This is a genomic window from Flagellimonas sp. 2504JD4-2 (genome assembly GCF_053642935.1).
Genome location: NZ_JBSIOV010000002.1, coordinates 888,255 through 914,255, shown reverse-complemented (window position 1 = coordinate 914,255; position 26,001 = coordinate 888,255). Strand labels below are relative to the sequence as shown.

At 40.3% G+C, this 26,001-nt stretch carries 24 protein-coding genes; 17 read left to right on the top strand and 7 right to left on the bottom strand.

Features of this window, described 5'->3' with window-relative positions; translation table 11 throughout:
• Nucleotides 1-63 precede the first annotated feature (63 nt).
• Nucleotides 64-249 carry a hypothetical protein gene (locus ACULLH_RS10825; protein WP_454088751.1) on the top strand — a complete coding sequence of 62 codons (186 nt, stop codon included), beginning with the start codon at nucleotides 64-66 and terminating at the stop codon, nucleotides 247-249.
• A 12-nt stretch (nucleotides 250-261) separates the two neighbouring features.
• Here the strand turns inward: ACULLH_RS10825 and ACULLH_RS10820 are convergent, their stop codons facing one another.
• Entirely contained in the window at nucleotides 262-711 is a 450-nt protein-coding gene (locus ACULLH_RS10820) for a DUF1569 domain-containing protein (RefSeq protein WP_454088750.1), read from the bottom strand.
• A gap of 51 nt (nucleotides 712-762) precedes the next feature.
• On the opposite strand from ACULLH_RS10820, the gene radC reads away from it, so the two are divergent.
• From radC to ACULLH_RS10790, 6 genes are read left to right on the top strand one after another with little or no spacing between them, the layout of a single operon-like run.
• Nucleotides 763-1,461, top strand: a complete 699-nt coding sequence (gene radC, locus ACULLH_RS10815) for a RadC family protein (protein ID WP_454088749.1) — start codon at nucleotides 763-765, stop codon at nucleotides 1,459-1,461.
• 5 nt (nucleotides 1,462-1,466) lie between these two features.
• Entirely contained in the window at nucleotides 1,467-2,762 is a 1,296-nt protein-coding gene (locus ACULLH_RS10810; RefSeq protein ID WP_454088748.1) for a polysaccharide deacetylase family protein, read from the top strand.
• Nucleotides 2,755-3,441: a YjjG family noncanonical pyrimidine nucleotidase gene (locus tag ACULLH_RS10805; RefSeq protein WP_454088747.1), complete on the top strand. Its 687-nt coding sequence runs from the start codon at nucleotides 2,755-2,757 to the stop codon at nucleotides 3,439-3,441. Before ACULLH_RS10810 ends, ACULLH_RS10805 begins: the two co-directional genes overlap by 8 nt.
• Before the next feature lie 57 nt (nucleotides 3,442-3,498).
• Nucleotides 3,499-4,050, top strand: a complete 552-nt coding sequence (locus ACULLH_RS10800) for a hypothetical protein (protein WP_454088746.1) — start codon at nucleotides 3,499-3,501, stop codon at nucleotides 4,048-4,050.
• 38 nt (nucleotides 4,051-4,088) lie between these two features.
• Nucleotides 4,089-5,501, top strand: a complete 1,413-nt coding sequence (locus ACULLH_RS10795) for a DUF5723 family protein (RefSeq protein ID WP_454088745.1) — start codon at nucleotides 4,089-4,091, stop codon at nucleotides 5,499-5,501.
• A 13-nt stretch (nucleotides 5,502-5,514) separates the two neighbouring features.
• Nucleotides 5,515-6,354 carry a hypothetical protein gene (locus tag ACULLH_RS10790; RefSeq protein ID WP_454088744.1) on the top strand — a complete coding sequence of 280 codons (840 nt, stop codon included), beginning with the start codon at nucleotides 5,515-5,517 and terminating at the stop codon, nucleotides 6,352-6,354.
• Here the strand turns inward: ACULLH_RS10790 and ACULLH_RS10785 are convergent.
• Entirely contained in the window at nucleotides 6,351-7,628 is a 1,278-nt protein-coding gene (locus ACULLH_RS10785) for a replication-associated recombination protein A (protein ID WP_454088743.1), read from the bottom strand. The genes ACULLH_RS10790 and ACULLH_RS10785 overlap by 4 nt on opposite strands.
• 119 nt (nucleotides 7,629-7,747) lie before the next feature.
• On the opposite strand from ACULLH_RS10785, the gene ACULLH_RS10780 reads away from it, so the two are divergent.
• A complete protein-coding gene (locus ACULLH_RS10780) occupies nucleotides 7,748-8,473 on the top strand; it encodes a rhomboid family intramembrane serine protease (protein ID WP_454088742.1) in 726 nt (241 codons plus the stop codon).
• A 2-nt stretch (nucleotides 8,474-8,475) separates the two neighbouring features.
• Here the strand turns inward: ACULLH_RS10780 and rlmB are convergent, their stop codons facing one another.
• The 5 genes from rlmB to ACULLH_RS10755 all read right to left on the bottom strand — a co-directional run bounded on the left by rlmB (nucleotide 8,476) and on the right by ACULLH_RS10755 (nucleotide 18,653).
• Nucleotides 8,476-9,207: a 23S rRNA (guanosine(2251)-2'-O)-methyltransferase RlmB gene (gene rlmB / locus ACULLH_RS10775; RefSeq protein WP_454088741.1), complete on the bottom strand. Its 732-nt coding sequence runs from the start codon at nucleotides 9,205-9,207 to the stop codon at nucleotides 8,476-8,478.
• Between the two features lie 38 nt (nucleotides 9,208-9,245).
• Nucleotides 9,246-12,596, bottom strand: a complete 3,351-nt coding sequence (locus ACULLH_RS10770; RefSeq protein WP_454088740.1) for a VCBS repeat-containing protein — start codon at nucleotides 12,594-12,596, stop codon at nucleotides 9,246-9,248.
• Between the two features lie 115 nt (nucleotides 12,597-12,711).
• Complete coding sequence (locus ACULLH_RS10765; protein ID WP_454088739.1) at nucleotides 12,712-13,662, bottom strand: hypothetical protein; 951 nt, start codon at nucleotides 13,660-13,662, stop codon at nucleotides 12,712-12,714.
• Between the two features lie 22 nt (nucleotides 13,663-13,684).
• Nucleotides 13,685-15,388: a SusD/RagB family nutrient-binding outer membrane lipoprotein gene (locus ACULLH_RS10760; protein ID WP_454088738.1), complete on the bottom strand. Its 1,704-nt coding sequence runs from the start codon at nucleotides 15,386-15,388 to the stop codon at nucleotides 13,685-13,687.
• Between the two features lie 19 nt (nucleotides 15,389-15,407).
• Complete coding sequence (locus ACULLH_RS10755; protein ID WP_454088737.1) at nucleotides 15,408-18,653, bottom strand: SusC/RagA family TonB-linked outer membrane protein; 3,246 nt, start codon at nucleotides 18,651-18,653, stop codon at nucleotides 15,408-15,410.
• Nucleotides 18,654-19,075: 422 nt separating this feature from the next.
• On the opposite strand from ACULLH_RS10755, the gene ACULLH_RS10750 reads away from it, so the two are divergent.
• The 9 genes from ACULLH_RS10750 to rplB all read left to right on the top strand — a co-directional run bounded on the left by ACULLH_RS10750 (nucleotide 19,076) and on the right by rplB (nucleotide 25,992).
• Complete coding sequence (locus ACULLH_RS10750) at nucleotides 19,076-19,834, top strand: hypothetical protein (RefSeq protein ID WP_454088736.1); 759 nt, start codon at nucleotides 19,076-19,078, stop codon at nucleotides 19,832-19,834.
• Nucleotides 19,835-20,123: 289 nt separating this feature from the next.
• Nucleotides 20,124-20,498, top strand: a complete 375-nt coding sequence (rpsL, locus tag ACULLH_RS10745) for a 30S ribosomal protein S12 (RefSeq protein WP_031445118.1) — start codon at nucleotides 20,124-20,126, stop codon at nucleotides 20,496-20,498.
• Nucleotides 20,499-20,519: 21 nt separating this feature from the next.
• Nucleotides 20,520-20,996, top strand: a complete 477-nt coding sequence (rpsG, locus tag ACULLH_RS10740; RefSeq protein ID WP_454088735.1) for a 30S ribosomal protein S7 — start codon at nucleotides 20,520-20,522, stop codon at nucleotides 20,994-20,996.
• An 8-nt stretch (nucleotides 20,997-21,004) separates the two neighbouring features.
• Nucleotides 21,005-23,134, top strand: coding sequence for an elongation factor G (fusA, locus tag ACULLH_RS10735; RefSeq protein WP_454088734.1), 2,130 nt, complete (start codon nucleotides 21,005-21,007; stop codon nucleotides 23,132-23,134).
• Between the two features lie 13 nt (nucleotides 23,135-23,147).
• The gene (gene rpsJ / locus ACULLH_RS10730; protein WP_007094989.1) at nucleotides 23,148-23,453 is read left to right on the top strand and encodes a 30S ribosomal protein S10; all 306 of its coding nucleotides are present in this window, start codon (nucleotides 23,148-23,150) and stop codon (nucleotides 23,451-23,453) included.
• Between the two features lie 160 nt (nucleotides 23,454-23,613).
• Nucleotides 23,614-24,231 carry a 50S ribosomal protein L3 gene (gene rplC / locus ACULLH_RS10725; RefSeq protein WP_454088733.1) on the top strand — a complete coding sequence of 206 codons (618 nt, stop codon included), beginning with the start codon at nucleotides 23,614-23,616 and terminating at the stop codon, nucleotides 24,229-24,231.
• Nucleotides 24,231-24,860 carry a 50S ribosomal protein L4 gene (gene rplD / locus ACULLH_RS10720; protein WP_454088732.1) on the top strand — a complete coding sequence of 210 codons (630 nt, stop codon included), beginning with the start codon at nucleotides 24,231-24,233 and terminating at the stop codon, nucleotides 24,858-24,860. Before rplC ends, rplD begins: the two co-directional genes overlap by 1 nt.
• 7 nt (nucleotides 24,861-24,867) lie before the next feature.
• Nucleotides 24,868-25,158: a 50S ribosomal protein L23 gene (rplW, locus tag ACULLH_RS10715; protein WP_420320194.1), complete on the top strand. Its 291-nt coding sequence runs from the start codon at nucleotides 24,868-24,870 to the stop codon at nucleotides 25,156-25,158.
• Nucleotides 25,159-25,167: 9 nt separating this feature from the next.
• Entirely contained in the window at nucleotides 25,168-25,992 is an 825-nt protein-coding gene (rplB, locus tag ACULLH_RS10710; RefSeq protein ID WP_452127881.1) for a 50S ribosomal protein L2, read from the top strand.
• Nucleotides 25,993-26,001: the final 9 nt, after the last annotated feature.

Here is a 26,001-nt window from a genome sequence, read left to right as displayed (position 1 = left end):
TGACCAAAAGCGGCAATTTGTCAGCATGCTAAGGTATGGAACGGTAGTTGTCCAATAGTTTTGGTGAAATCGCCATTCCATTTTTTAATCGAGATGTTGCCGAAAAGAGTTCAGCGTATTGTATCCATATTGTTGGCGGCGTTCATGTTGGGGATTTCCAATGTTATCTTGGAAGAGGACCGGATGATCAATGACACTAGGGCCAAAATTGAGCATCAAGAAATTCAAGATGATGATAAAGGCCATTGATTGTTCGATATATCAAACTCCGAACTGCCTTAAATGATGGTCTAAATGTTTGTATTGCATTTTCCCCCATTGTTCATGGGTAAAATGCCCAAAAGCTGGATGTGGGTCCCATTCATCCTTGTTTTTTTCTTGATGAAAATCGTTCACCGCAACAACGAGTTTGGCCTTTTCATGTTCAAAATCCTTGTTATCAACGACCTTGAACGGTTTTGCGGTGGGTAAATTGGGCTTCCATACCGTATCGTCGTACAATCCCTTCTTAAAACTTTTAAAAATTAGTTTCATAATTGGGTTTGGTTTCTTCATTTCATATCTTCCCAGAGCCAAATTCAATGGAAATTGACAATGAAAAAGCATTTGGCCAACCTCCATTTTACCCCATAACCCCTTTGAGGACCCATTCAGATTGTTGATGCGATTTAAGATTTCCGAATGCGATTCGGTGTCAAAAAGTGATTTCATTAGATGGATTTCATCGATAATTTACATAAAATAATCTTCTATATTTAAACAATGCAAGACAAAATCACATCCTTTTCAATTAAAAATTGGGCAGATGATGATAAACCTAGGGAAAAGCTGGTGCACAAGGGGCGAACGGTACTTTCTGATGCCGAATTGATAGCCATTTTGATCGGCTCTGGAAACAAAAGGGAGAGCGCCGTAGAACTTTCCAAACGCATTTTGGCATCGGTAAACCATAACCTAAATGAGCTGGGCAAACTCTCGGTCAACCAACTAAAGCAATTTAAGGGAATCGGTGAGGCAAAAGCGGTGTCTATTGCCGCCGCCTTGGAAGTAGGGCGCAGAAGAAGAGGAGGGGATGCGGAAAAATCCAATAAGATATCCAACAGCAAAGATGTTTTTGAGTTGCTGTATCCGTTAATGGGTGAATTGGAACATGAAGAATTTTGGATCGTTTATCTGAATAATTCGAACAAGGTGATTCATAAATCTCAATTGAGCAAGGGTGGCATTACGGGAACTTTGGTCGATGTGAGATTGGTAATGAAACAGGCTTTGGAATTGGGAACCGTAGGCATTATTTTGGCCCACAACCACCCGTCTGGGAGCTTAAGGCCAAGTGCGGCGGATAAGCAAATCACGAAAAAACTACAAAAAGCGGGCGAGGCTCTTGACATTAAAGTGTTGGATCATTTGATATTGACCCAGTATGACTATTTAAGCTTCGCTGATAAAGGATTACTTTAGCAGCTATGTTATTGATCTATACCCATAAAATCACAAATAGATTGACCTATACGGCCAAACAGTTATTTGAACGAATTTTGGGTATAGAGATAACATTTACTTCCAAAGTTGAGGATTTTATAAAGCATTCCGGACCCAAGATTACGTATTCCAAACAACCCCTTCAAAACGAGTTTTTTATTCGTAGCAACGACCTGCTTTTCGAGCAAGGAATCAATGATTTGGAGATAAAGGTATCAGATTGGGACGGGGTTCCATGTTTTTTCTCCTCAGGCGACCGTAGTGCCATACCCTACGACATATTTTCGGCGAGTTTTTTTCTGTTGAGCCGTTATGAAGAATATCTACCCCATGTAAAAGATAGCGTGGGGCGATTTCCTGCCAAAGAAAGTATAGCCCATCAACATGGCTTCTTACAGCAGCCCGTGGTCGATATCTGGGCCCAAAAGTTACTTCTGGCCTTAAAGGAGCGTTTTCCCGACATCCAAACGAAAAAAGGAAAATATGCTTTTACTCCAATAATAAATGTGACTACTTCGCATCGTTATGCCCTTAGGGGATTTTCAAGAAGTTTGGGTGGTTTTCTACTGGATCTGGGAAAATTCAGATTTAGGTCAATGGCAAAACGTTTTACTGTACTTTTGGGATTCAAAAAAGATCCCTATGACAATTTTTATGAGTTGATCGATATCCACAAAAGATTTCCAATAAAAACGATGTTCTTTTTCCAATTGGCCAAATATTCTGCCCACGACAAGAACATTTCAGCAAACAACAATAAGTTTAGGTACTTGATAAAATCAGTAGCCGATTATAGTGCCGTTTCCTTGAGTACCTCATTTCTTTCATCCACGGACAAAAAGGTGCTTAAAGAAGAAAAAAAAACCTTGGCCGATTTAATAAACAGGCCCGTAACCTATTCCAGGTTAAGATATAACCGTGTAAATGTCCCAAGTACATACAGAAACCTTATTGAAACAGAGTTTACCGATGATTTTTCCATGGGATATACGCATGAAATTGGTTTTAGGGCCGGAACCTGTAGTCCATTTTATTTTTATGACATTAATATGGAAGTAAGGCAACCACTAAAGGTGCACCCATTTGCTGTTCATGACTATGCCCTACTGAATTATGAAAGAAAAGATCAGGTTTTTGAAATAATGGATCAGTTGTACAGGCAGGTCAAACAGGTCAATGGTGACTTAATTGCAATTTTTTCCAGTGAGTTGTTGGGGAGTGATCATAAAATAGATTGGTTCCACCTTTATCAATCCTTTCTAAAACGTTACTATGTTTAAAGAGGTTACGGACATTTTTTTTGATCTGGATCACACATTATGGGATTTTGAGAAGAACTCGGCCTTGACATTTCAGAAAATATTCCAAGAAAACTGTGTAGAGGTATCGTTGGATGACTTTTTGGGCACTTATATCCCTATAAACCTTGACTACTGGAAACTGTATCGCGAAGAAAGAATAAGCAAATCGGAACTGCGGTATCAAAGATTGAAAAAGACTTTCGACGAGATAAATATTTCCATATCAGATGAAATGATCAATATATTGGCAGAGGCCTATATTGAAAATTTGTCCGCTTTCACCAACTTGTTTCCCCATACAGAGGATGTTTTGCAATACTTGTCCCCAAAGTACAGGCTGCACATTATTACCAATGGATTTCAGGAAATCCAGGAAAAAAAATTAAAGGGTTCTAACATTCATCATTATTTTGACCAGATAATAAATTCAGAAACTGCTGGGGTTAAGAAACCCCATCCGTATATTTTTGAGCTGGCACTGGATAAAGCCAGGGTTTCTCCCAGAAAAGCATTAATGATAGGAGATAGCCTTGAAGCGGATATTATGGGGGCCCAGTCAGTGGGTTTGCATACCCTTCACTTCAACGCCCATAGAGAACCGCAGCACGATTTATGCAAAATGATTGATAGTCTAATTGAAATAAAAAGCATTTTATAAAGTTATAATAGGGTATAGCCGGCCTCAATTGTTGTACTAGAAAATGCTTTTTAACCTATGAGAAGACTATTTTTTCCACCTCTGTTGGCGGCCATCACTTTTTTGTTGAATCTATCATGCTCTGAAAAACAGGATTTTAACCAGTTTGATGACTTGAATGTTACTCCTACCGTAGCCTCAAGTATTTTTTATTTGGAGGCAGAAGAGCAACATATCAACGATGTAGGGGTCATCACCAATTTTTATTCCCAAGTAGTGGAGTTTGAGGCTTTCAATGAGGAGTTTGTGGCCGAACGCCTGTTGGAAGGAACGCTTTCCTATGAAGTTGAGAATACGACGAGCAAGGAACTAAACATTGCAATTGAGTTTTTGGATGAAACGGGAAACGTGCTGGATGTCCAATTGTTCGTGATACAACCAGCGCCCGCGCCTTTGTTGACCGTAGACGTTTTTTACGGACCAGGGGGAAAAAGCTTGGAAATATTAACAACCACTTCGGCTTTAAGAATAAACGCTACCAACTTGGGTGATTCGACAAGCGTTTCAACGCTGCCAGACCCAAAGTTGATATTACGTTCAGCAGGAGAATTTATGTTTCGTTTACAATGAAGTTGAGCCGTTATTTACTAGCGTCAGCTTTGTTTGGAGTGATTGCACTGCAGGGTCAGAACAAACAATTGTTGTACGATTTTTATGAGATTCCGCAGTCATTATTGGTAAATCCAGGTGTAAAAACTTTGGAAAAATGGCACGTTGGAGTTCCTGTTCTATCGGGATTGTCCTTTCAGGCAGGTACAAGTGGAGTAACAGTTAATGATCTTTTTGCCGATGACGGTGTTGATTTTACAACCAAAGTAAGGGACCAGTTGGTTCTGGGCATGAGCAAAAGAGACGATTTCAGTACTACCAGTCAGATCGATATATTTAATGTAGGCTTTAGGGGAAAGAACAGGCCAGATGATTACTATAGTTTTGGTATGTACGGTGAAACCGATGTCATTGTCTATTGGCCCAAAGACCTCGCGGCCTTGGCTTTCGAGGGTAACGGAGGAGCTAACATTGGAAGAAGTTTTGATCTTGCTGACCTTAGTCTTAGGGGCGAGATGGTCAATGTGGTCCATTTTGGGGTTAACAGAAGGATTGGTAACACGCTGACAGTGGGAGCAAGGGCCAAAATCTATTCCAGTATTTTTCAATTTCAATCCATTCAAAACTCTGGATCGTTCAGAACGACTTTAGGGCAGGACAATATATATACCACGAGCATTACAGCCGATATGCAACTTCAAACTTCTGGGGTTGAGGGCTTTGTGGATATCGTGGAGGAAGATACCGGGACAACCCAAAGGGATTTGACAAAGTTATTCATGAAAAGAGCGCTGTTCGGTGGTAATTTAGGCTTGGGTTTTGATGCTGGTTTCACGTATCAATTAAATCCCCAAACCACAATTACTGGAAGTATTTTGGATGTTGGCTTCATACACAATTCTAAGGATGTCAACAATTATACGGTAAGGGGTACTGCAAGCAATGAAGGTATCACGGTCTTTTTACCAGAAGACGTCCCCAATTTGAACAATAACCTTTGGGAGGACCTGGTTGATGAGTTGGAAGAGGCGGTTCCTTACGAGGAAAATGACAAGAGTTACTTATCGTTCAGGCCGGTAAAAGTGTACGGCTCCATTCGCTATAATTTTGGTGAAGGAGGCATTTTCGATGAGGAGTGCGGCTGTGGAATAAACCCCCAAGGTGGGCAGAATGATGCATTTTACAGAAATAGTGTAGGAGGGCAGTTATTTCTTATGAAACGTCCTCGGGGAGTGCAAGCAGCTGTTACCGGATTTTTCCAAAAAAGGTTGGGTAGTGGATTTGCTTTTAAGACCACCTATACAGCAGACAAATATTCCTTTACAAATATCGGTTTAGGGCTCAACATGCAAATGGGTCCCATCAATTTCTACATTTTAGGAGACAACCTTTTAGGTTATCGAAATATTGCGGACAGTCATTATGCTTCTTTACAGTTCGGATTTAATATTATATCTTGGAACGATAATTGATTAGTCACACAATATGAAACTGAGATTAATATTTTTAACTGTATTTGCAGCAGGTATAAGCATGTCCATGAGTGCACAATTAAACAAGTATAAATACATTATTGTGCCTAAACATTTTGACGTCTATAAAATTCCCAATCGACATCAAACAAGCACCGTGATCAAGTATCTTTTTACTAAAAATGGCTTCAATGCTGTTTATGATGATGAATTACCTCAAGATTTGGCTAATAATAGATGTTTGGGATTGCTGGTGGATTTTGAAGACAATTCCTCGCTTTTTGCCACTAAAACTGAAATTGTTTTACGGGATTGCCAAATGAACGAAGTTTTTAGGTCTATTGAAGGAAGGAGCAAGATAAAAAAATACAAAGAGGCCTATAGGGAAGCGATCAACGAGAGTTTTATTTCGTTCCAAGGAATGGATTACGTATACACCCCTTCCAAAGAAGAAGAAAAGAAAACCACAGCGGAGAAACCTATTACAGTCAGTTTTAAAAATGATGTGAAAAAACTGGAAGAAAAACCTGTGGAAAAGGTTATAGTTCAAGAAGCTACACCGGAAAATCAGACCTATAAAGCTGTGGAGCCTGTGGAATCTTCTTATGTTAAGACTGCGACTACCAACGAGTCTTTACAAGAAGGCCTTTTGTATGCGCAGCCCATAGAAAATGGATATCAACTGGTGGATAGCACGCCCAAAGTGGTAATGAAGTTAATGAAAACCTCTTCTGACGACATTTTTATGGTCAATCACAATGGGAAAAATGGAATAGTTTTCAAAAAAGATGGGAAATGGGTCCTTGAATATGCCGAAGGTGGTAAAGGCAAGGAACTTAATATCAAATTCTAAAATTGATATTTATCCTTCCAGCGATTTTTTAGAAAATCCCTCATAGCATTTTCCCGGGGATTCTTTCCGGGCTTGTAAAAGGTAGTACCTGAAATTTCTTCGGGAAGAAACTCGAGATCAACGAAATTATTCTCGTGGTCATGCGCGTAATCATATCCTTTTCCATAACCTAGATCTTTCATCAACTTCGTCGGGGCATTTCTAATGGCCAACGGAACGGAAAGGTCACCGGTTTCCTTCACCTTTTGCTGTGCATATTTTATGGCCATATAACTTGCATTGCTTTTTGCCGAACTGGCCAAATATGTGGCGCACTGACTAAGAATGATTCTTGCTTCTGGATAGCCAATGGTATTTACGGCTTGAAAGGCGGAATTGGCGAGTACCAATGCGGTAGGATTAGCATTTCCAATATCCTCAGATGCCAATATTACCATCCTTCGGGCAATAAACTTGACATCTTCACCTCCCTCTATCATACGCGCCAACCAATAAACGGCTGCATTGGGATCACTTCCCCGGATAGATTTGATAAAAGCTGATATGATATCATAATGCTGTTCACCTGTTTTATCATAAAGCACGGTGTTCTTTTGCACTTTTTGAAGGACCAGGTCATTGGTGATGGTAACAGTTTCACCAACTTCAGAATTTACAATCAGCTCAAAAATGTTTAAGAGTTTACGGCCGTCTCCCCCGGAAAGGCGTAGCAAAGCCTCGGTTTCTTTTAAATTTATCTTTTTGGATTTCAACAGGGTATCCGAAGTCATGGCCCTATTCAAAAGTGACTCTAGATCTTCTTTTTCAAAAGGGTTTAAGATATAAACCTGACAACGGGATAAAAGCGCAGGAATTACCTCAAAACTTGGGTTTTCTGTAGTAGCTCCTATAAGTGTTACCCATCCTTTTTCCACTGCTCCCAATAAAGAATCTTGCTGGGACTTACTAAATCGATGAATTTCATCAATGAAAAGGATTGGATTTTTGGAGGTAAAAAGCCCTCCTGCCTGTTTTGCCTTGTCGATTACTTCCCGCACATCTTTGACACCACTACTGATAGCACTAAGTGTATAAAATGGTCTTTGACTTTCATGGGCAATAATATTGGCCAAAGTTGTTTTTCCGGTCCCTGGTGGCCCCCATAATATCAACGAGGGGATTATCCCATTTTTGATTTGATGTGTCAACGAGCCATTTTGACCCACTAAATGGTGCTGACTTATATAGTCTTCAAGGGTTTTGGGACGTATACGCTCCGCCAAAGGTTCATTCATAGCGATAAAAATAAGACAATTTTGTAGTAGCTGTTAAGATCTGTTTTGATGTATTTTGAGTAAAACATGACAAAATGTGTAATTTCATGATATGGCCGGATAATTGATTACAAAATAGCATGGCTGATTCAAATGATTTTAAGTTTTCCAATGGTGTATTGATGGCGCCGCTTTTGGCCATGCTGTCCATATGGACGGTTTTTTGGTTTGAAATTCAGCTTGGGACCAATTTTAATGAATTTGGGGTCTATCCAAGAAAACTTTTAGGATTGAGAGGGGTGCTTTTAAGTCCGTTTATCCATGGTTCGGTAGAACATCTGTACAATAACACCATTCCCTTGGCTGTCTTGACAGCTTTCCTGTTTTATTTTTACCGATCCGTAGCCTTAAAAACATTGGTCTGGGGAATCTTGATTTCCGGGTTTTCGACCTGGTTGATAGGCAGGCCTTCGTATCATATCGGGGCCAGTGGGGTTATTTATGTTTTGGCGAGTTTTATTTTTTTCAAGGGAGTGTTCGCCAAACATTTTAGATTGATAGCATTATCGCTGGTTGTGGTCTTTATCTATGGAAGTATGATTTGGTACATTTTCCCAATAAAGGACGGCGTTTCATGGGAAGGGCACCTTTCAGGATTTATTACTGGTTTGCTATTGGCGATTCTTTTAAAGGTCAAGGTGCCAAAGGAAAAGAAGTACCACTGGGAGCGGGAAGATTACAATGAGGATGACGACCCCTTTTTAAAACACTTTGATGAAAACGGCAATTTTATAGAAACTCCGCCAGAAGATGTCGATAACAAGATTAAGATTTCTTATCACTACAAGAAAGATACGGAGTCCTGAGACTATTGAGCTCGCTGCCTTACCACCTCATATAAGAACACGCCACAGGCCACGGAAACATTTAGCGAACCTATTTCGCCCAGAAGTGGAAGCTTTGCTTTGTGGTCAACAAGATTTAGGATTGAGGCGGAAATTCCCTTATCTTCAGCTCCCATCACAACGGCGCAGGGTTTGGAGAAATCCACCGAATAGATCTCGTTTTCCGTTTTTTCGGTAGCAGCAACAATTTCGATACCGGATGATTGTAGATAGAATATGGCATCCTTTAAATGGTCTACCTTAGAGATAGGGACATTGAACGCGGCACCAGCCGAGGTCTTAACCGTGTCATCCGTTATGGGTGCAGCACCATTTTTGGGAACTATAATGCCATCGACACCACAGCATTCAGCTGTTCTGATGATTGCACCAAAATTCCGAACATCTGAAACCTGATCTAACAACAAAAAGAGCGGGGTACTTTCTTTTTCCAATACGCGTTCTACCAGTTCCTCAAGATTATGGAATTGAACCGGTGAAATATTGGCCACAGCACCCTGATGATTGTTCTTGGTAAGTCTATTCAATTTTTCCATTGGAACATAGGAGCTGCTGAGTCCATTTTTCCGGATAGCGGCCTCCAACTCCTTATAAAGCTCTCCACTAAGTCCTTTCTGAAGGAATATCTTGTTTATGGGCTGCTCGGCTTCTATTGCTTGCAATATAGCCCTGATCCCATAGATTTGGTTATTCATGATGTATTTTTTCTGCCTGCAAGGTAAGCCACTTCTTTTTAAGAAGAAATTTTATGGACCATCAGCGGACCATTGTTAGCGGTATTAATTAGATATTTCTGGTTATTTGGTCCCTCGATAAGTTGAATGCTTTTCACGTTTCCATCCAAAATTAACCCCGATTCTTGCTGAGGGACGCTTTGATACCCGTCCTTTCCATTCGAGAGCAAAATTACACCTGAAAGCGCGTCCAATCGTGGAGTCTCTACCTCTGTCCCGTAAATGTTTCCAACGGTAACCACATCTTCAAACCCATCTTTATTCAAATCAATAAAGGAACAATCAAATAATGGATAGGATTGGACATTGACAGGAAGTGTTTGTTTTTCAAAATTGAGATTTCCCTTATTGATCAAAAGAATGGATTCGAATTGGGTAATGCTATTTTCATAGGAAGTATTTAATTTCTCTCCATAAATGTCCGTTAAGCTGGCGTTGGCAAATTCGGTATACGTTTCAAATTTGTCCTTTATGAACGGCATCTGTTGCGATGAGCATTCCCTTCCTCTTACGGGAACATAGGTCCCATTGTACTTTTTGCTCAATACAATATCGTTGGTTCCGTTATCATCAAAATCAGTGGCATAGATTTTAAATGGTTTTTCCGTAGAGGCCTTGAACTTAATATTAAGCCCTGCATTTCCAACTATATAATCCTTTAGACCATCATTGTTCACATCGGTTTCACTGATGGAAAACCACCAACCCTTTTCCTTTAGCACTGGATTTTCAGCACTGATATTCTTGAAAGTACCATTTTCATTGATAAAAACACCAATACCTGTCCATTCACCCACAACAATAAAATCTTCCCATCCATCATTGTTTATGTCTGTGACCTGAATATCGTTGACTATTCCAAAATCAGATAAATCGGGAGAAACCTTTTGGGTTGCCTCTATAAGTTCACCGTTGACATTTTCGTAAAGTACCGATGGTTGGTGATTGGGATACATTCGAGGTATAACACGATTTCCAACCAAAATATCATTGTCCCCATCTTTGTCGTAATCAATAAAACTCACGGTTTTACCATTTTTAGGGTACTTGCCAAGAACGTCACTCTCCAGTCGGGTAAAATGCCCGGTTCCATCATTCAGATAGATCCTGTCCATATGGTATGAAGAATGCTCGGCAAACTCATTGCCCCCACTGACGACGAATAAATCCAAGTCCTTATCACCATCAAAATCGAAAAATAAGGATTCCATGTCTTCATATTGGGCATCGTTGACAAGAGCGGGGGAGTTTACTTTCGTAAATCCGGACCTAGCTTGCTTGTAAATCTGACCTGGCTGACCTGATGCCCCACCAATATGAAAATCCATTAGACCGTCATTATCAATGTCTCCCTTTGCTATAAAAGGACCTAAATTGGATTGTTTGTAGGGCAATAGGATTTCTTCTTCGAAATCATCAAAGGCATTCTCCTGGTGCACGAAATCCAGTCCAATGGCGGAATTGTCTACTTTTTTGAAGTAAGTGCTAACAGTGTTGTCAGACTTATATGTTTTTTTTGCCTCACTTTTTGAAAATGTAAGTGTGGTGTTTGCAGGGATATTAAATTTTTGCTGCATCTTCCCATTCTTCCAGTAGATGGTCACGGTATCGATGGTTGTGCTGTTCCCAATTCCAAAGAGGGCGTTGTTTTCTTGCGCAGATCTATAACCCCTTACCCTTTTGATTTCTATTAGTTGTGAAGTAGCTCCTATATCGATTTTAACCTTGCTAAATTCTTCAGAGGACTCCCCATTGGCCACCACCTTTAGGAAATTACCTTTTTCTTCTTCCCTGGAAAGGTTTTGATAGACAAAGGCACTTTCGTCCATATTGTTGATTACAAGGTCGAGATCGCCATCATTGTCCAAATCTGCAGAAACGGCTCCATTACTAAACGAAAAATCAGCTAAACCCCAATCAGAAGACACGTCGGTGTAGTTTAGCTTCGATTTTTGCTTGTACATAATGTTTGGCAATTTTTCTGATGGCATAGCTTCATAGAGCTGCTGCTTTACTTCCAAGGGTACATTCGCACCATACTTTTGCCTCGCTTCAAAAACCTGTCGTTGCAAATCATTGTCTAGGGCATATCTTCGATATCCATTGGTCACATGGATTTCTTTGTGGCCATCCAAATCAAAATCGTTCATTAAAACGGACCAGCTCCAATCGGTATTGGCCACACCGGACATTTGGGAGATGTTGTTGAATTTTAAACCTCCAATGTTCTTTTGAAGCGAATTGTACATGTATTGATATTGAAAATCCGCTTTGTTGACCAAATAATCGAACCTTCCGGTGCTCATTGAGGCCATTAGGGTCTTAGACCGGACATGATCGTTTGCCGCCATGTCCAACACAAAAATGTCTTGTAGTGTATCGTTGTCCAAATCGGCAACATCAATTCCCATTCCATAAAATGAGATTTGATTGGTGGTTTCCTTTATTTGATCTGAAAAAGTTCCATTTGTATTGTTGATGTACATGACATCGGGAAGGTAATAGTCGCTTGCCATGTAAACATCCATCCATCCATCTTCATTTAAATCTGAAACCATTAGGCCCAGACCAAAAATCGGTTTTTCCAATCCCGCTTGTTTGGTGACATCTGTAAATTTTCCATTATCGTTCCGATACAGATGCGAAGAATTGAAATAAATGTTTTCTTGATTTGAACCGACGTATCTGCTCAAACTGATGGGGTCAAGCCCGTAAAGTTCATTTTCATTCATTACAATGCAGTCGAGATCACCATCTTTATCATAATCAAAAAAGGCGGATTGGGTGCTAATGCCCATGTCTGCTAACCCGTATTCCTCTGCCTTTTCTGTAAAGGAATCATCCTTTTGATTAATGAACAGAAGATTTTTGCGGTTTTCTCGAGAATTTGGACCTCCTTGGGAAATGTAAATGTCCATCCATCCATCATTATTGATATCCATGAAAGTGACCCCATTGGACCATTGCTTGCCGTTGTTAATACCAGCAGTTTCAGTGATATCCTTGAATTTCATGTCGCCTTGGTTAAGGTATATTCGATTGGGAACCTGATTACCACAAAAAACTACATCTAAAAGACCATCATTGTTCAAGTCCTCAACACCTACTCCAGCCCCATTATAGAAATAATCATAATCAAAAAGATTATGCATTGTCGCAACATCGTGTTGAATGGTATTTTCAAAGGATATGCCACTTTCGGCTGATGAAATTTTTTGGAAAAGCGGGGATTCAATTGTATTGTTTGAATTGGTTTCCTTCTTTGTAGCAATATTACCTTTGTCATCACCACATGCAAACAGGGTAGCAACGAATACCAAGAAAACAATAAAACTTCTTTTGCGCATCATATTAATGGGTGTGAACACAAATATACTCTTCTAAAATGAGTCGAATTAAGAGGGTAGAAAATAACAAAAAAACCACCCAAAAAGGGTGGTTTTCTATTATAAAAATTAATTAAAATTAAATCTTGGTCAATTGAATTGATGCCTGGGCAGTACCTGTTCCACAGTCATCAGCTTCATCTGACGTAAAGTTGATTATGAAAACACTGTCATCAGGATTTGCCAAGTCATACGTGGTATTTGTATTGGCAGGTCCACTAGCAATAGTACCGTTACATCCGGCACCAACACCTTGGGCAGGTTTCATGATAATCTCACCACAAACGAACTCAAACTCTACATCGACTGGGCCAAAAGGTCCAAAAGCAGCGAATGTAGGAACATCCTTCAGCACTTTCGTAGTGTTGTTTACAGATTCTATAGCGTAAACACCATCAACGTAATCTGCTACACCAAAAATACCGTTAGCCAATGTGGTAAGCTGGTATTGTCCGGTATACAAATCGTCGCTTGGAAGAGGTGCTACCAAAGAAATTCTGTAGCTATATGGTGAGGAGAAAAATGACCCCCCAGATACGTTTCCAGTAGCATCCACATCCGTAAAAGATCTACCATCGGTAAGTACCAGTTCTAGGCGTACATTAAATTGGTCGCCACAATTGTAATCTCCAAGAGAGATTCCTAATGTGGAAGCTATCTCTCCTAGCGTGGTACCGAACGAACCTCTTGGCAAACCATTAGGACCAGAAGTAAAAGACGATCCTGCGATGGTAGTAAGCATAGTTTCTGTTGTAACTGTGGTCGCGTCATCAGTATTATCAACCAAGTCAACAAACACTCTTACTTCTTGAAGTAATGCACCATCCTCATGATCTTGTTCTTCAATTTCTAGAGAATATGCCTCATCTGGATTAAGTACATCCCAAGCTGTTCCGGTTTGGGAAAGAGTTCTAAGTACCGCTCCTCTGGTAACCGTAGATTGAACTAAATCAACCGTTTGGTCATCCTCGCTACAAGATGTAGTCATGACTGCGAGTAATGCAATTATATAATATTTGATTCTTTTCATGATCTAAATTTTCTTTTCATTATTAATTAGCTGGAGGTGTTCCATTGGTATCCCAAAAAACGGTATCAGCATTTGTAGCCTTCTGCGAAAGATTGGCATTTCCATTTACCTCATTTTGAGGATAGAACATTGAATTAATGAATGTTCCTGGGTCAGGCTCCAAGTTAGGCTGTAAAGTTGTTGGGAAATTGGTTCTTCGGTAGAAGTTGTACGGTTCAATACCGTTACCAAATGTGGAAATCAAGTATTGCTCTCCCAAAATATCCCATTTACCATTGGTATCTGCAGAGTTAAAAGCAGAAGTAACAGAGTTGATAAAACTAGTTATATCACCAGCGGAAGGCTCAAAAGAAAGATCAGCATTTACATCAAGCGCTGCGAAAGGTTGAACTTTAGCAATCTGCTTGGTCAAACCATCTGAGATAAAAGTTTCAGCTGCGGCGGCATCTCCAGCCTCCATGGCAAATTCTGCTCTCCAGAAGTCAACCATAAATGCAGTAAGTATTGGTGAGATTCCAGCACCATTTCCTCCAGCGGAAGTAGCGCCCTGGGCAATTGCTGTGAACGTATCGTCATCGAAACGACCAGCTGCGGGATAAACCCCCCAGGTAGCTCTTAAAAGACCATCTGGTGGAATACCATCAGCTTCTCCGTGCGCTCTACCCCAGAAACCATTTTCCAAATAGCAGAAAGTGTCTCCAAATCCAGCATCTACATAGTGCTGAGGAGGAGTCTCCAAAGAGCAGTTCAATAATTCCTCGTTTGGTGGGATTTCAGCACCAGGTACTGCATCAGTTTGTCTATATACGTAATATCTAAGTCTAGGGTCACCAGCATTATCCATTACCCACATCATCCAGTTTGACATGTATTCACCAGCTCCAGCAGCAGCATAGTTGATACCATATCTTGGATGTCTGTTGTCAGGATTCGTAGCACTTGTAGCCGGCCAAGAATACTGGAAATCATCAGCAGTGTCCTGAATATAGTTACCACTGTTTACAATTGCGTTGAAACTAGCAGCTGCGTTAGCATCTACCAATCTACGTTGTAGATAAAGTTTCATTTTCAACGTATTTGCAGCCAAGACCCATTTGTCATAATCATTGTTATAGAAAAAGTCGTTGGGTGGATCTGCAGAAGTTGTGTTCGTGAAATTTACAATTGCCTGATCTAATAAATTCAATGCAGCGTCATAGATGCTGGCACCCGAATCCAAAGCTGGGCTGTTGTTACCTTCTTGAATTGCTTCGGTATAAGGAATGTCTCCGAAAAAGTCCACAAGGGATGTGAAAACATACGCTTCCACAAACTGGGCTATACCGATGTGACGCGTTAAACCAGCTTCTTCAGCCAAAGGTTGCATAGCTCGAATATCGGCTAAAATACCTCTATAGGCGTTGATCCATTCATCATCAAAGACGGTACCTTGAAAGGCACTCTGATAATTACGAACGTTGAAATTGGCCGTTCGTGTCAATTCCATTCCAAATTCGTTGAAACCATCATTGGCTCCGTTCTGTGTGAAGTTATCTTCAGTTGCCGATGTACCCTCAAGGTGTCTCACAAAATCTTCTTGAATCGAATTCAAAAAGAAATCTGGATTCGCTTGTGTAGGGGTAAGAGCATTTGGATTTTCAGTGATATCCAGTTCCAATGTCTCACAAGACGATAGAACTGCCACAGAGGCTAAGGATAAAATCAAATATTTGCTTATGTTTTTCATTATATCAATTTTTTTCATCTTAGAATGTTGCTTTTACACTAAGACCATATCTTCTTGAACTAGGTCCGTTGATAAAGTCGAAACCTTGACCGTTGTTTACCCCTAAACCAGCAGTATTCGGATCGAAATTCGCTCCTTTCGGTGTATTAACGGCCCTGTACCAAAGGTTTTGCCCAGAAACGGTAAAAGTTAAACTTCCGAATGGGGTTTTATCCAAGAACTTGGAAGGTAATCCATAAGACAGCGAAGCTTCTTGTAAACGGATAGTAGTGGCATCATAGATCTGAAGCTCACTTGGACCAAATAGCAAGTTGCTAAAGAAGTATGTAGAGTTGTTAATCTGAAGGTTGTTAGGATTACCACTCTGATCTACACCTGGAAGAATGTATGTATCTTCCCTGTCAATAGTTTCGGTAATAAGACCCCTTCCTAGCAATGTAGAAATTGTAGCAGAAGAAACATCGCCTCCTTGGGTATAATTCCACTGGAACCCTAAAGTAAAGTTCTTATAAGATATGCTGTTCCTTACGTTGGCTATCCAATCTGGGTTAGGATCTCCGATTACACCATCTTCAGGGTCTTGTACATAGTTACCGTCTGCACCAACCACAAAGTTACCACTGGCATCTCGCAAGATTCTACTTCCGTAGATAACTCCTAATGGTTCTCCTTCGATAGCGGCATTACCCAAGTTAGTGAAACCTGAATAAACAACTAAATCGGTTTCAAGACCTAGGTCTTCCACTGTCGTTTCATATGCGGTGAAGTTAATATTGGTTGACCAATCAAAACCGCCTTCATCTTTAGCTCTGATCCAGTTGATGCCTAAATCCGCCTCAATACCATCAGATTGGATTTCACCAATGTTGGTATCAGTGAATGTAAAACCACGTGATGGAGGTAGAGGTCTGTTAAGAATCAAGTCGTTTGTTTTTCTGGTATAAACGGAAGCATCCAAAGTTATTCGGTTGTTCCACCATCTTGATTCTATACCTAATTCTATTTCCTCCAAGGTTTCAGGTTTCAAATCTGGGTTACCCAAACGTGTACCTGTTGTATTTCCTACTACAAGTGTTCCTGCGCCATCTTGGTTATCCCTTGAATTCAAAACCAAGGTGTTCGCAATTGGATAAGCAGATGACTCAAAGTTTGCAGAAACCCCTATACCACCTCTAATCTTCAAATAGTTCAATACATTTTCAGATTTTAATCCATCGATGGCAGCGGTTGGAATAATCGAGACACTTGCACTAGGATAGAACTGTGATCTGTTGTCTCTAGAGAAGTTAGATACCCAGTCATTCCTTCCTGCTAGTGTAAGGTATACGAAGTTGTCATAATCAAATTCCGCTTGAGCATAAAGTCCGACGATGTTTCTTTCGACCAAAGTTTGAATTGGAACTTGGTTCAAGAAGTTGAAATGACGAAGTACTCCAAAAGTAATTTGGTTGTCACTGGCCACACCGTTTTGGTCAAAGAACTCTCTTCTTGTAGTTCCTCCAACTTGGAATGTAGTTCCAATTTTTTCCGTAATGTCATATTGTCCATTCAATACAAGGTTGTGATCCCATATAGTGTTGGTGTTGTTCCAAGTTTCATAGAAACCACTGGCCAAACGAACATCATTACTGTTACTGTTGACCCCACCTCTGTTTTGAAAGTTGACATTGTTTTCACTGTACACGTCAAGACCAGCTCTATAAACTAGACTTAAGTTGTCGGTGAAATCATATGCAATAGACGCTTGTCCAAAAACCCTGTTGGTTTCCTGATTGGACTCTGCGTTGTTGATTGTCCAAAGCGGGTGCTGAATGGAGTTGTTCTGACGATAATAAACACTTCCTCCAGTAATTGGATCCTGAAAAGGCAACCCAAGAACATCAATACTACGTGGAGTAAACCAAAGGTCTCCAAATACAGATGAACCAGTACCTGTAGCACCGTTACCCTGGCTCAATGCAACAGGTGGTGAAATAAATTTTGTTCTTGCGAAGTTCAAAGTTCCGTTAACCGTGAACTTATTGCTCAATTTGGCGTTACCACCAATACCTAAAGTATTTCTGTTTACAGAGTTATTTGGTGTAAATCCCTTGTCTTTGAGGTGGCCGTAATTGATGTTGTATGAAATGTTTCCATCATCGGAACCGCCTCTAACATTAACGTTAAGTGATTCTACACTCCCTTGCTTAAAGAAGTTTTTAACACTATCGTAAGGTCTCCAATCATAACGAGCACCTTGAAACTCTGGAAAAGCGGCTTGGATAGCAGCTGTAGATGTGGAGTATGGGTGAGCTAGCGTACCGTTATCATCGATAGCCGCTTGGTTACCCCATCCTGCTGCTCCGTCTCTTCTAAAGCTTGGTCCCCAGTTACTGAAGAACCATCCGAAAGCTTGGTCAAACCCATTACCATATTCATTTTGATAATCAGGCAACGAAGCGATTTCGTTTATGAAATAAGATGAGTTTACAGTTATCTCGGTTTTCTTTGGCCCACCTCCTGAACCACCACCTTTAGTGGTAATCAACACAACTCCATTACGTCCTAAGGAACCATATAGCGTTGCGGCGGCAAGACCTTTCAAAACGTTTACACTCTCAATACTGTTTGGGTCGATATCCAAGAACCTACTGGATCCGTTGTTACCGTTGATGAAATCTTGACGATCCCCGTTTCTACCCTGTGAGTTGGTATCCGTACTAAAGGGAACACCGTCAACGATGAAAAGGGCCTGGTTGCTACCACTAAAAGTACTTAGACCTCTAATGATAATGTTGGTACCTGAACCGGAAAGACCACTTTGATTGGTAATTTGGATACCGGAAGCCTTACCTTGAAGAACCCTGGCAACATCACCTTCTGGGCGGGATTCTAATTGATCCTCTCCAACCTCAGAAACCGCATAACCTAGAGCTTGCTTCTCCCTTTTAATACCTAGCGCTGTTACAACTACTTCCTCCAGCGCCTGCGCATCTTCTTCCATCTGTACATTAATGGTATTTCCAGCGCCAACAGTTCTTCGGACATCTCTTTGACCTATGTAGGTAAACAATAGAGTTTGTCCGGTGTTGACAGAAATCGTATAATTTCCATCAAAATCTGTTTGAGTACCTGTGGAAGTACCTTCAACGACAATGTTGACTCCAGGCAGCGGAAGTCCGGAGGAATCCGTAACTGTACCCGAAATCGTCTTGTCTTGCGCAAGGGAAATTTGCACAACAAACGCCAATAACAGCGTTAACAATCCATTAAGTTTTGTTCTCATTTTAAAATTATTTGAATTAGCTAGGCGCTAAAATCATAATTTCATGTTAATAATCCAAACTAATTTTACTAAAATTTTAAGATGATCTTTGCAATTACACTGGTCTCAATATCGATTAGCTAAATTTATAGATGTTTCTATGGTTGCATTGACAACAATGTAAGGAATGGAAATTCTAACCCATCAAAGTTGTTAGAATTTGGTTGAACTTTGTTCGGTGTTGTGGTTTTTATAACGATACAGACTTTTAAAAGGACACTTATAACTAATGTGGAAAATGGATGGGTTTGGATGGATTTGGCATCAAGTCTATACCTTATTATATATAAGGTGTGATCCGAGCTCTTTGAAACAGATTTTATTTATCCCGATTTAGAAGTACTTTGTACAGTTTCAATAATTGTAGATTGGAAATAAAAACAATGATAAATACGATCAAACTTCAAGCTTTTTTGTTTTCTTTTTTTACGCTTCTCTGTGTTGAACGCGGTTTTTCTCAACAAGGTTATTCGAGTACACTGAGTGCAACAGGGCCTGTGTGGAACAATACTACTTTATCGGCCCATATGAATGAACTAACCAATAAGTTCAGGAATGCTGATGGGTCAAAGCTTAAGTTTTCAGACATCCATGGGTCTATGTACTATGAAGAGGATTTCGTTATCGGCAAAGTACATTTGGGTACACAGTACTACGGAAAGTACCCTATGCGATATAATGCCTTTGCTGATGAGATAGAGGCCAAGAAAACGGAAATGCACGATCCCCAGGTTATTACCAAAAGCTTCATGCTTTGGTTCGAAATTGGAAATAGCAAATATGTGTTAAGGGATTATGTGGATTTTGAAAATAATCTCACCGATGGTTACTTTTTGGAATTGGTGTCAGATGCAAAGTACAGTCTGTACCAAAAAAGGCAAAAGATGTTGAGGGAGGGTAGAAAAGCAGAGAATCCTAATCAAGCAGATATACCTCCACGTTTTTTGGATGCCAACGCCTTTTATATTGCAGTAGGGGATAAAAACCCCGTTAAGCTGAAAAATTCTAAAAAAGCTTTGAAGGATTTTGTTCCGGAGGAACAAATGGGAAAACTGAAGAAATTCATGAAAGAGAACAAAATAAATCTTGGCGAAAAAGAGGACTTGGTCCAGTTGGTGAATTATATGAATTCAATAAGTTGACCCTAACGTCTTTTAAGTAATTTCTTTTCTTCTGTTATACCTTAATATATAATTGGAAATATTGCAAGGTGAAATATCGATTTTCATCATTAATTAATCACGTGTCAAAATAGTGGTTCTCATATTTTATTGAACTTAAGGTGATTTGTGCCTTAAATTTTATCTTCTGCTAATCATGCACAATGGAATATTCTTGTAAAAAAAGGATAGGCCGTTTGAATTATTCCGAAATATCACTACATTTGCAGCCCTCAAAAAGAGGGTTATTTTTATTTAATAGAAATTTTTAATGCCAACAATTTCACAATTAGTACGAAAAGGAAGAGTCACAATTACCAAGAAGAGTAAATCGGCTGCTTTGGATTCGTGTCCTCAAAGAAGAGGGGTTTGTACGCGTGTTTACACAACTACGCCAAAGAAACCAAACTCTGCAATGCGTAAAGTTGCAAGGGTTAGGCTTACCAATGGCAAGGAAGTGAACGCATATATCCCCGGTGAAGGTCACAATCTCCAAGAGCACTCGATAGTATTGGTAAGAGGTGGAAGAGTAAAGGATTTGCCAGGGGTTAGATACCACATTGTTCGTGGTGCTTTGGATACTGCCGGAGTAGCCGGAAGAACACAACGTCGATCTAAGTACGGTGCAAAACGTCCTAAGAAGTAATTAAACTTTTAAGAAGAAGTAATGAGAAAAAGACAGGCAAAGAAAAGGCCATTGTTACCAGATCCAAAATTTAACGATCAGTTGGTGACACGTTTCGTAAACATGATGATGTGGGACGGTAAAAAGTCAGTTGCTTTCAAAATCTTCTATGATGCAATTGATGTTGTGGAGGAGAAAAACACTGACGAAGAAAAAACTGCTTTGGAACTTTGGAAGGATGCACTTTCCAATGTTATGCCGCACGTTGAAGTAAGAAGTAGAAGAGTGGGTGGGGCTACATTCCAGATCCCTATGCAGATTCGTCCTGACAGAAAGATTTCAACTGCAATGAAGTGGTTGATCAGCTACGCAAGAAAGCGTAATGAAAAATCTATGGCACAAAAACTGGCCGCTGAAATTTTAGCTGCTGCAAAAGAAGAAGGTGCCGCTGTTAAGAAAAGAGTTGATACGCACAAAATGGCCGAGGCCAATAAAGCATTCTCACACTTTAGATTCTAGTTGGTAAAATGGCAAGAGATTTAAAATATACAAGGAATATAGGTATTGCAGCTCACATTGATGCTGGAAAAACTACTACAACAGAGCGTATTCTTTTTTATACTGGTGTAAGTCATAAAATTGGGGAGGTGCACGATGGTGCAGCTACCATGGACTGGATGGAGCAAGAGCAGGAGCGTGGTATTACCATTACCTCCGCTGCTACAACATGTACATGGCAGTTCCCTACCGAAAATGGACAGCCGACCAGTGATGCTAAAGGATACCACTTTAATATTATCGATACTCCCGGACACGTTGATTTTACCGTAGAGGTGAACCGTTCTTTGCGTGTTTTGGATGGGTTGGTTTTCTTGTTCAGTGCGGTTGATGGTGTTGAGCCACAATCGGAAACAAACTGGAGATTGGCCGATAACTATAAAGTGCCTCGAATTGGTTTCGTAAACAAAATGGATCGCCAAGGGTCCAACTTCTTGAACGTGTGTAAGCAGGTTCGCGAAATGTTGGGGTCCAATGCGGTGCCAATCGTTTTGCCAATTGGTGAGGAAGCAGACTTTAAAGGAATTGTTGACCTTGCAAAGAACAGGGCAATCGTATGGCACGATGAGAACTTTGGTTCTACTTTCGATGTGGTTGATATTCCTGCTGAAATGCAAGACGAAGTAAAAGAATATAGAGCTGCCTTGATTGAGGCTGTGGCTGAATATGATGAGGAATTGATGGAGAAATTCTTCGAGGATGAAGATTCCATTACCGAAGAAGAGGTGCACGCTGCATTGAGAGCTGCTGTTATGGACAGGGCCATCATCCCTATGGTTTGTGGTTCATCGTTCAAAAACAAAGGGGTTCAGTTCTTGTTGGACGCTGTTTGTCGTTACTTGCCTTCACCTTTGGATAAAGATGATATTGTAGGTACTGATCCAAATACTGGTAACGAAATTACTAGAAAGCCGGATCCAAAAGAACCATTCTCGGCTTTGGCATTTAAGATCGCTACTGACCCGTTTGTTGGTCGTTTGGCATTCTTTAGAGCGTATTCAGGTCGTTTAGATGCAGGTTCTTATATCTTGAACAATCGTTCAGGCAAAAAAGAGCGTATTTCTCGTATCTACCAAATGCACTCTAACAAGCAAAATGCGATTGAATATATTGAAGCTGGAGATATAGGTGCAGCTGTTGGATTTAAGGATATCAAGACTGGTGATACCATGTCTGCCGAAAAACATCCAATCGTTCTTGAAAGTATGGATTTCCCTGATCCGGTAATCGGTATAGCGGTTGAGCCTAAAACCAAGGCGGATGTTGATAAATTGGGAATGTCTTTGGCTAAATTGGCTGAAGAAGATCCAACGTTCCAGGTTAAAACTGATGAAGCTTCAGGCCAGACCATTATCTCTGGTATGGGTGAGCTTCACTTGGATATCATTGTTGACCGTTTACGTCGTGAGTTTAAAGTTGAGGTGAATCAAGGTCAACCTCAAGTTGAGTATAAAGAAGCTTTAACCGCTGTAGCCAATCATAGAGAGGTATACAAAAAACAAACGGGTGGTCGTGGTAAGTTTGCGGACATCGTGTTTGTAATGGAGCCAGCGGGTGAAGAAGCTGGAGCGGGTCTTGAATTTGTTAACGAGATTAAAGGAGGTAACATTCCTAAGGAATATATTCCATCAGTAGAAAAAGGATTCAAAGAGGCTATGAAAAATGGTCCTTTGGCCGGATTTGAGATGGATAGTATGAAGATTACCCTAAAAGATGGTTCTTTCCACCCTGTGGATTCTGATTCACTTTCTTTCGAACTTGCCGCTAAATTGGGTTACAAGGAAGCAGCGAGAGCTGCAAGGGCAGTGTTGATGGAGCCAATTATGAAGTTGGAAGTGCTTACGCCGGAGGAAAATATGGGTGATATCGTTGGTGACTTGAACCGAAGAAGAGGTCAGGTAAACAACATGGATGATAGAGCAGGTTCTAAAGTTGTAAAAGCGGAAGTGCCACTTTCAGAAATGTTTGGTTATGTAACCGCTTTGAGAACCTTGTCATCAGGTAGGGCAACTTCAACAATGGAATTTTCACATTATGCAGAAACTCCTTCTAACATTGCAGAGGAAGTAATTAAATCTGTAAAAGGAGTAACCGCTTAAATTTTTCAGCAAGATGAGTCAAAAAATTAGAATAAAGCTTAAATCTTATGATCACAATTTAGTGGATAAATCTGCTGAGAAAATTGTGAAAACAGTTAAGACAACAGGTGCTGTGGTTACCGGACCAATTCCGTTACCAACGCACAAAAAGATATTTACAGTTTTGCGTTCACCGCACGTGAACAAGAAATCGAGAGAGCAATTCCAATTAAGTTCTTATAAGAGATTATTGGATATTTACAGCTCTTCTTCAAAAACAATTGATGCTTTAATGAAATTAGAGCTTCCAAGTGGTGTTGAAGTCGAAATAAAAGTGTAAATTTGCACGCCTTTTGAGAGAAAGGTGGACATGTCCGGAGCTGCGTGCGAAGGAAAAACGGGAAAAGAAAAAATATCTGGGTCACAGAATCTTTTCTTTGACCCAATTTTTTTGCCAAGAAATTGGCGCTTAAAAAGTGAATAATTAATAAATAATAAATATGTCTGGGTTAATAGGTAAAAAAATCGGCATGACCAGCATCTTCGACGAGAATGGAAAGAACATTCCATGTACCGTTCTTGAAGCTGGACCATGCGTGGTTACCCAAGTCAGAACCGAAGAGGTGGACGGGTACAATGCCCTTCAACTAGGTTTCGATGACAAGGCAGAAAAGCGTGCAAACAAGGCTGAATTGGGCCATGTGAAAAAAGCAGGTGCTTCTCCAAAGAAGAAAGTCGTTGAATTCCGTGATTTTGAAGGGGAATACAAATTGGGAGACACCGTTGGTGTTGATCTTTTTGTTGAAGGTGAATTTGTTGATGTAATTGGTACATCAAAAGGAAAAGGATTCCAAGGAGTTGTTAAGCGACATGGTTTTGGTGGAGTTGGACAGGCGACACACGGTCAGCACAACAGATTAAGAGCTCCTGGTTCCATTGGTGCGGCATCTTATCCTGCCCGAGTTTTCAAAGGAATGAAAATGGCCGGTAGAATGGGCGGCGATAGAGTTACAGTTCAAAACTTAAGAGTATTGAAAGTGGTTCCAGAGAAAAACCTTATCGTAGTAAAAGGCGCTGTTCCTGGTCACAAAAATGCTTACGTAACAATTGAGAAGTAATGAAGGTTGCAGTTTTAGATATCAAGGGAAAAGAAACAGGTAGAAAGGTTGACCTTTCTAAGGATGTTTTCGGAATAGAGCCTAATGAGCATGCCATTTATTTGGATGTAAAACAATATTTGGCTCACCAAAGACAAGGTACCCATAAAGCTAAAGAAAGAGCTGAGATTGCTGGAAGTACCCGTAAGATCAAAAAGCAAAAGGGAACCGGTACTGCAAGAGCAGGTAGCATTAAGTCCCCTATTTTTAGAGGTGGTGGTAGAATCTTCGGTCCAAGACCAAAGGATTACCAACAAAAATTGAACAAAAATGTCAAGCGTTTGGCTAGAAAATCAGCCTTGACATTGAAGTCAAAAGAGAAAGCGATCATCGTTGTTGAGGATTTCAATTTTGAAGCGCCAAAGACAAAGGATTTCAAAGCGTTTTTGACCTCTTTGAGCATAGAAAACAAAAAGTCTCTTATCGTATTGGGTGGCTCGAATAATAATGTATATTTGTCGTCGCGCAATTTGGAGCGTTCTGAAGTTGTAACTAACTCAGAATTAAGCACTTATAAAATAGTTAATGCAAACAATATTGTGTTGACTGAGAGTGCTTTGGAAGGAATAGAATCGAACCTTAAGAAATAAGAATATCATGAGTGTGTTGATAAAACCAATCATTACGGAAAAAATGACCGCGGATAGCGAGCTTTTCAATCGTTATGGTTTCTACGTTGACCCAACAGCCAATAAGCTTCAGATCAAGGAAGCAGTTGAGGCTACTTATGGTGTTTCAGTAGAAAAGGTGAGAACCATGAACTATGGTCCAAACCGTAAGAGTCGTTATACAAAAACAGGAATCCAACACGGAAAAACAAACGCTTTGAAAAAGGCAATTGTTGATGTGGCGGAAGGCGATATTATTGATTTTTACAGTAATCTATAAAGACAAGAAATGTCAGTTAGAAAATTAAAACCGATAACCCCTGGACAGCGTTTTAGAGTAGTAAACGGATTTGACGCGATTACTACTGATAAGCCGGAAAAAAGCTTGCTTGCTCCGTTAAAAAAGTCAGGTGGTAGGAACAGTCAAGGAAAAATGACCATTCGCCATAGAGGTGGAGGTCATAAAAGAAGATATCGAATCATCGATTTCAAAAGGGATAAGCAAGGTATGGATGCCAAAGTGGTTTCCATTCAATACGATCCCAACAGAACTGCATTTATCGCCTTGGTAGAGTACAAGGATGGAGAAAAAAGATATGTGGTTGCCCAAAACGGTCTGCAAGTAGGTCAGAAGATTTCTTCAGGTGCCAAATCAGCCCCAGAAATTGGAAATGCTCTTCCATTGAGTGAGATTCCATTGGGTACCATTATTTCTTGTATCGAATTGAGACCTGGTCAAGGTGCTGTTATGGCGCGTAGTGCTGGTACATTTGCCCAGTTGATGGCAAAAGATGGGAAGTTTGTAACCATCAAATTGCCTTCAGGTGAAACGAGAATGATATTGGCCAATTGTTTGGCTACTGTTGGTGCAGTTTCCAACTCCGACCACCAATTGTTGGTATCTGGTAAAGCAGGTCGAAGCAGATGGTTGGGTAGAAGACCAAGAACTAGACCAGTAGCTATGAACCCTGTTGATCACCCAATGGGTGGAGGTGAAGGAAGGGCTTCTGGAGGTCACCCAAGATCTAAGAACGGTATTCCTGCTAAAGGATTCAGAACCCGTTCAAAGACAAAAGATACCAATAGATATATCATAGAACGTAGAAAGAAATAAAAGAAAAGT

What these genes read in the sequence shown, in the direction of transcription:
- ACULLH_RS10820 (WP_454088750.1), bottom strand. Translation starts at nt 711, where the DNA reads ATGAAATCACTTTTTGACACCGAATCGCATTCGGAAATCTTAAATCGC.
- radC (WP_454088749.1), top strand. Translation starts at nt 763, where the DNA reads ATGCAAGACAAAATCACATCCTTTTCAATTAAAAATTGGGCAGATGAT.
- ACULLH_RS10810 (WP_454088748.1), top strand. Translation starts at nt 1,467, where the DNA reads ATGTTATTGATCTATACCCATAAAATCACAAATAGATTGACCTATACG.
- ACULLH_RS10805 (WP_454088747.1), top strand. Translation starts at nt 2,755, where the DNA reads ATGTTTAAAGAGGTTACGGACATTTTTTTTGATCTGGATCACACATTA.
- ACULLH_RS10800 (WP_454088746.1), top strand. Translation starts at nt 3,499, where the DNA reads ATGAGAAGACTATTTTTTCCACCTCTGTTGGCGGCCATCACTTTTTTG.
- ACULLH_RS10790 (WP_454088744.1), top strand. Translation starts at nt 5,515, where the DNA reads ATGAAACTGAGATTAATATTTTTAACTGTATTTGCAGCAGGTATAAGC.
- ACULLH_RS10785 (WP_454088743.1), bottom strand. Translation starts at nt 7,628, where the DNA reads ATGAATGAACCTTTGGCGGAGCGTATACGTCCCAAAACCCTTGAAGAC.
- ACULLH_RS10780 (WP_454088742.1), top strand. Translation starts at nt 7,748, where the DNA reads ATGGCTGATTCAAATGATTTTAAGTTTTCCAATGGTGTATTGATGGCG.
- rlmB (WP_454088741.1), bottom strand. Translation starts at nt 9,207, where the DNA reads ATGAATAACCAAATCTATGGGATCAGGGCTATATTGCAAGCAATAGAA.
- ACULLH_RS10770 (WP_454088740.1), bottom strand. Translation starts at nt 12,596, where the DNA reads ATGATGCGCAAAAGAAGTTTTATTGTTTTCTTGGTATTCGTTGCTACC.
- ACULLH_RS10765 (WP_454088739.1), bottom strand. Translation starts at nt 13,662, where the DNA reads ATGAAAAGAATCAAATATTATATAATTGCATTACTCGCAGTCATGACT.
- ACULLH_RS10760 (WP_454088738.1), bottom strand. Translation starts at nt 15,388, where the DNA reads ATGAAAAACATAAGCAAATATTTGATTTTATCCTTAGCCTCTGTGGCA.
- ACULLH_RS10755 (WP_454088737.1), bottom strand. Translation starts at nt 18,653, where the DNA reads ATGAGAACAAAACTTAATGGATTGTTAACGCTGTTATTGGCGTTTGTT.
- ACULLH_RS10750 (WP_454088736.1), top strand. Translation starts at nt 19,076, where the DNA reads ATGATAAATACGATCAAACTTCAAGCTTTTTTGTTTTCTTTTTTTACG.
- rpsL (WP_031445118.1), top strand. Translation starts at nt 20,124, where the DNA reads ATGCCAACAATTTCACAATTAGTACGAAAAGGAAGAGTCACAATTACC.
- rpsG (WP_454088735.1), top strand. Translation starts at nt 20,520, where the DNA reads ATGAGAAAAAGACAGGCAAAGAAAAGGCCATTGTTACCAGATCCAAAA.
- fusA (WP_454088734.1), top strand. Translation starts at nt 21,005, where the DNA reads ATGGCAAGAGATTTAAAATATACAAGGAATATAGGTATTGCAGCTCAC.
- rpsJ (WP_007094989.1), top strand. Translation starts at nt 23,148, where the DNA reads ATGAGTCAAAAAATTAGAATAAAGCTTAAATCTTATGATCACAATTTA.
- rplC (WP_454088733.1), top strand. Translation starts at nt 23,614, where the DNA reads ATGTCTGGGTTAATAGGTAAAAAAATCGGCATGACCAGCATCTTCGAC.
- rplD (WP_454088732.1), top strand. Translation starts at nt 24,231, where the DNA reads ATGAAGGTTGCAGTTTTAGATATCAAGGGAAAAGAAACAGGTAGAAAG.
- rplW (WP_420320194.1), top strand. Translation starts at nt 24,868, where the DNA reads ATGAGTGTGTTGATAAAACCAATCATTACGGAAAAAATGACCGCGGAT.
- rplB (WP_452127881.1), top strand. Translation starts at nt 25,168, where the DNA reads ATGTCAGTTAGAAAATTAAAACCGATAACCCCTGGACAGCGTTTTAGA.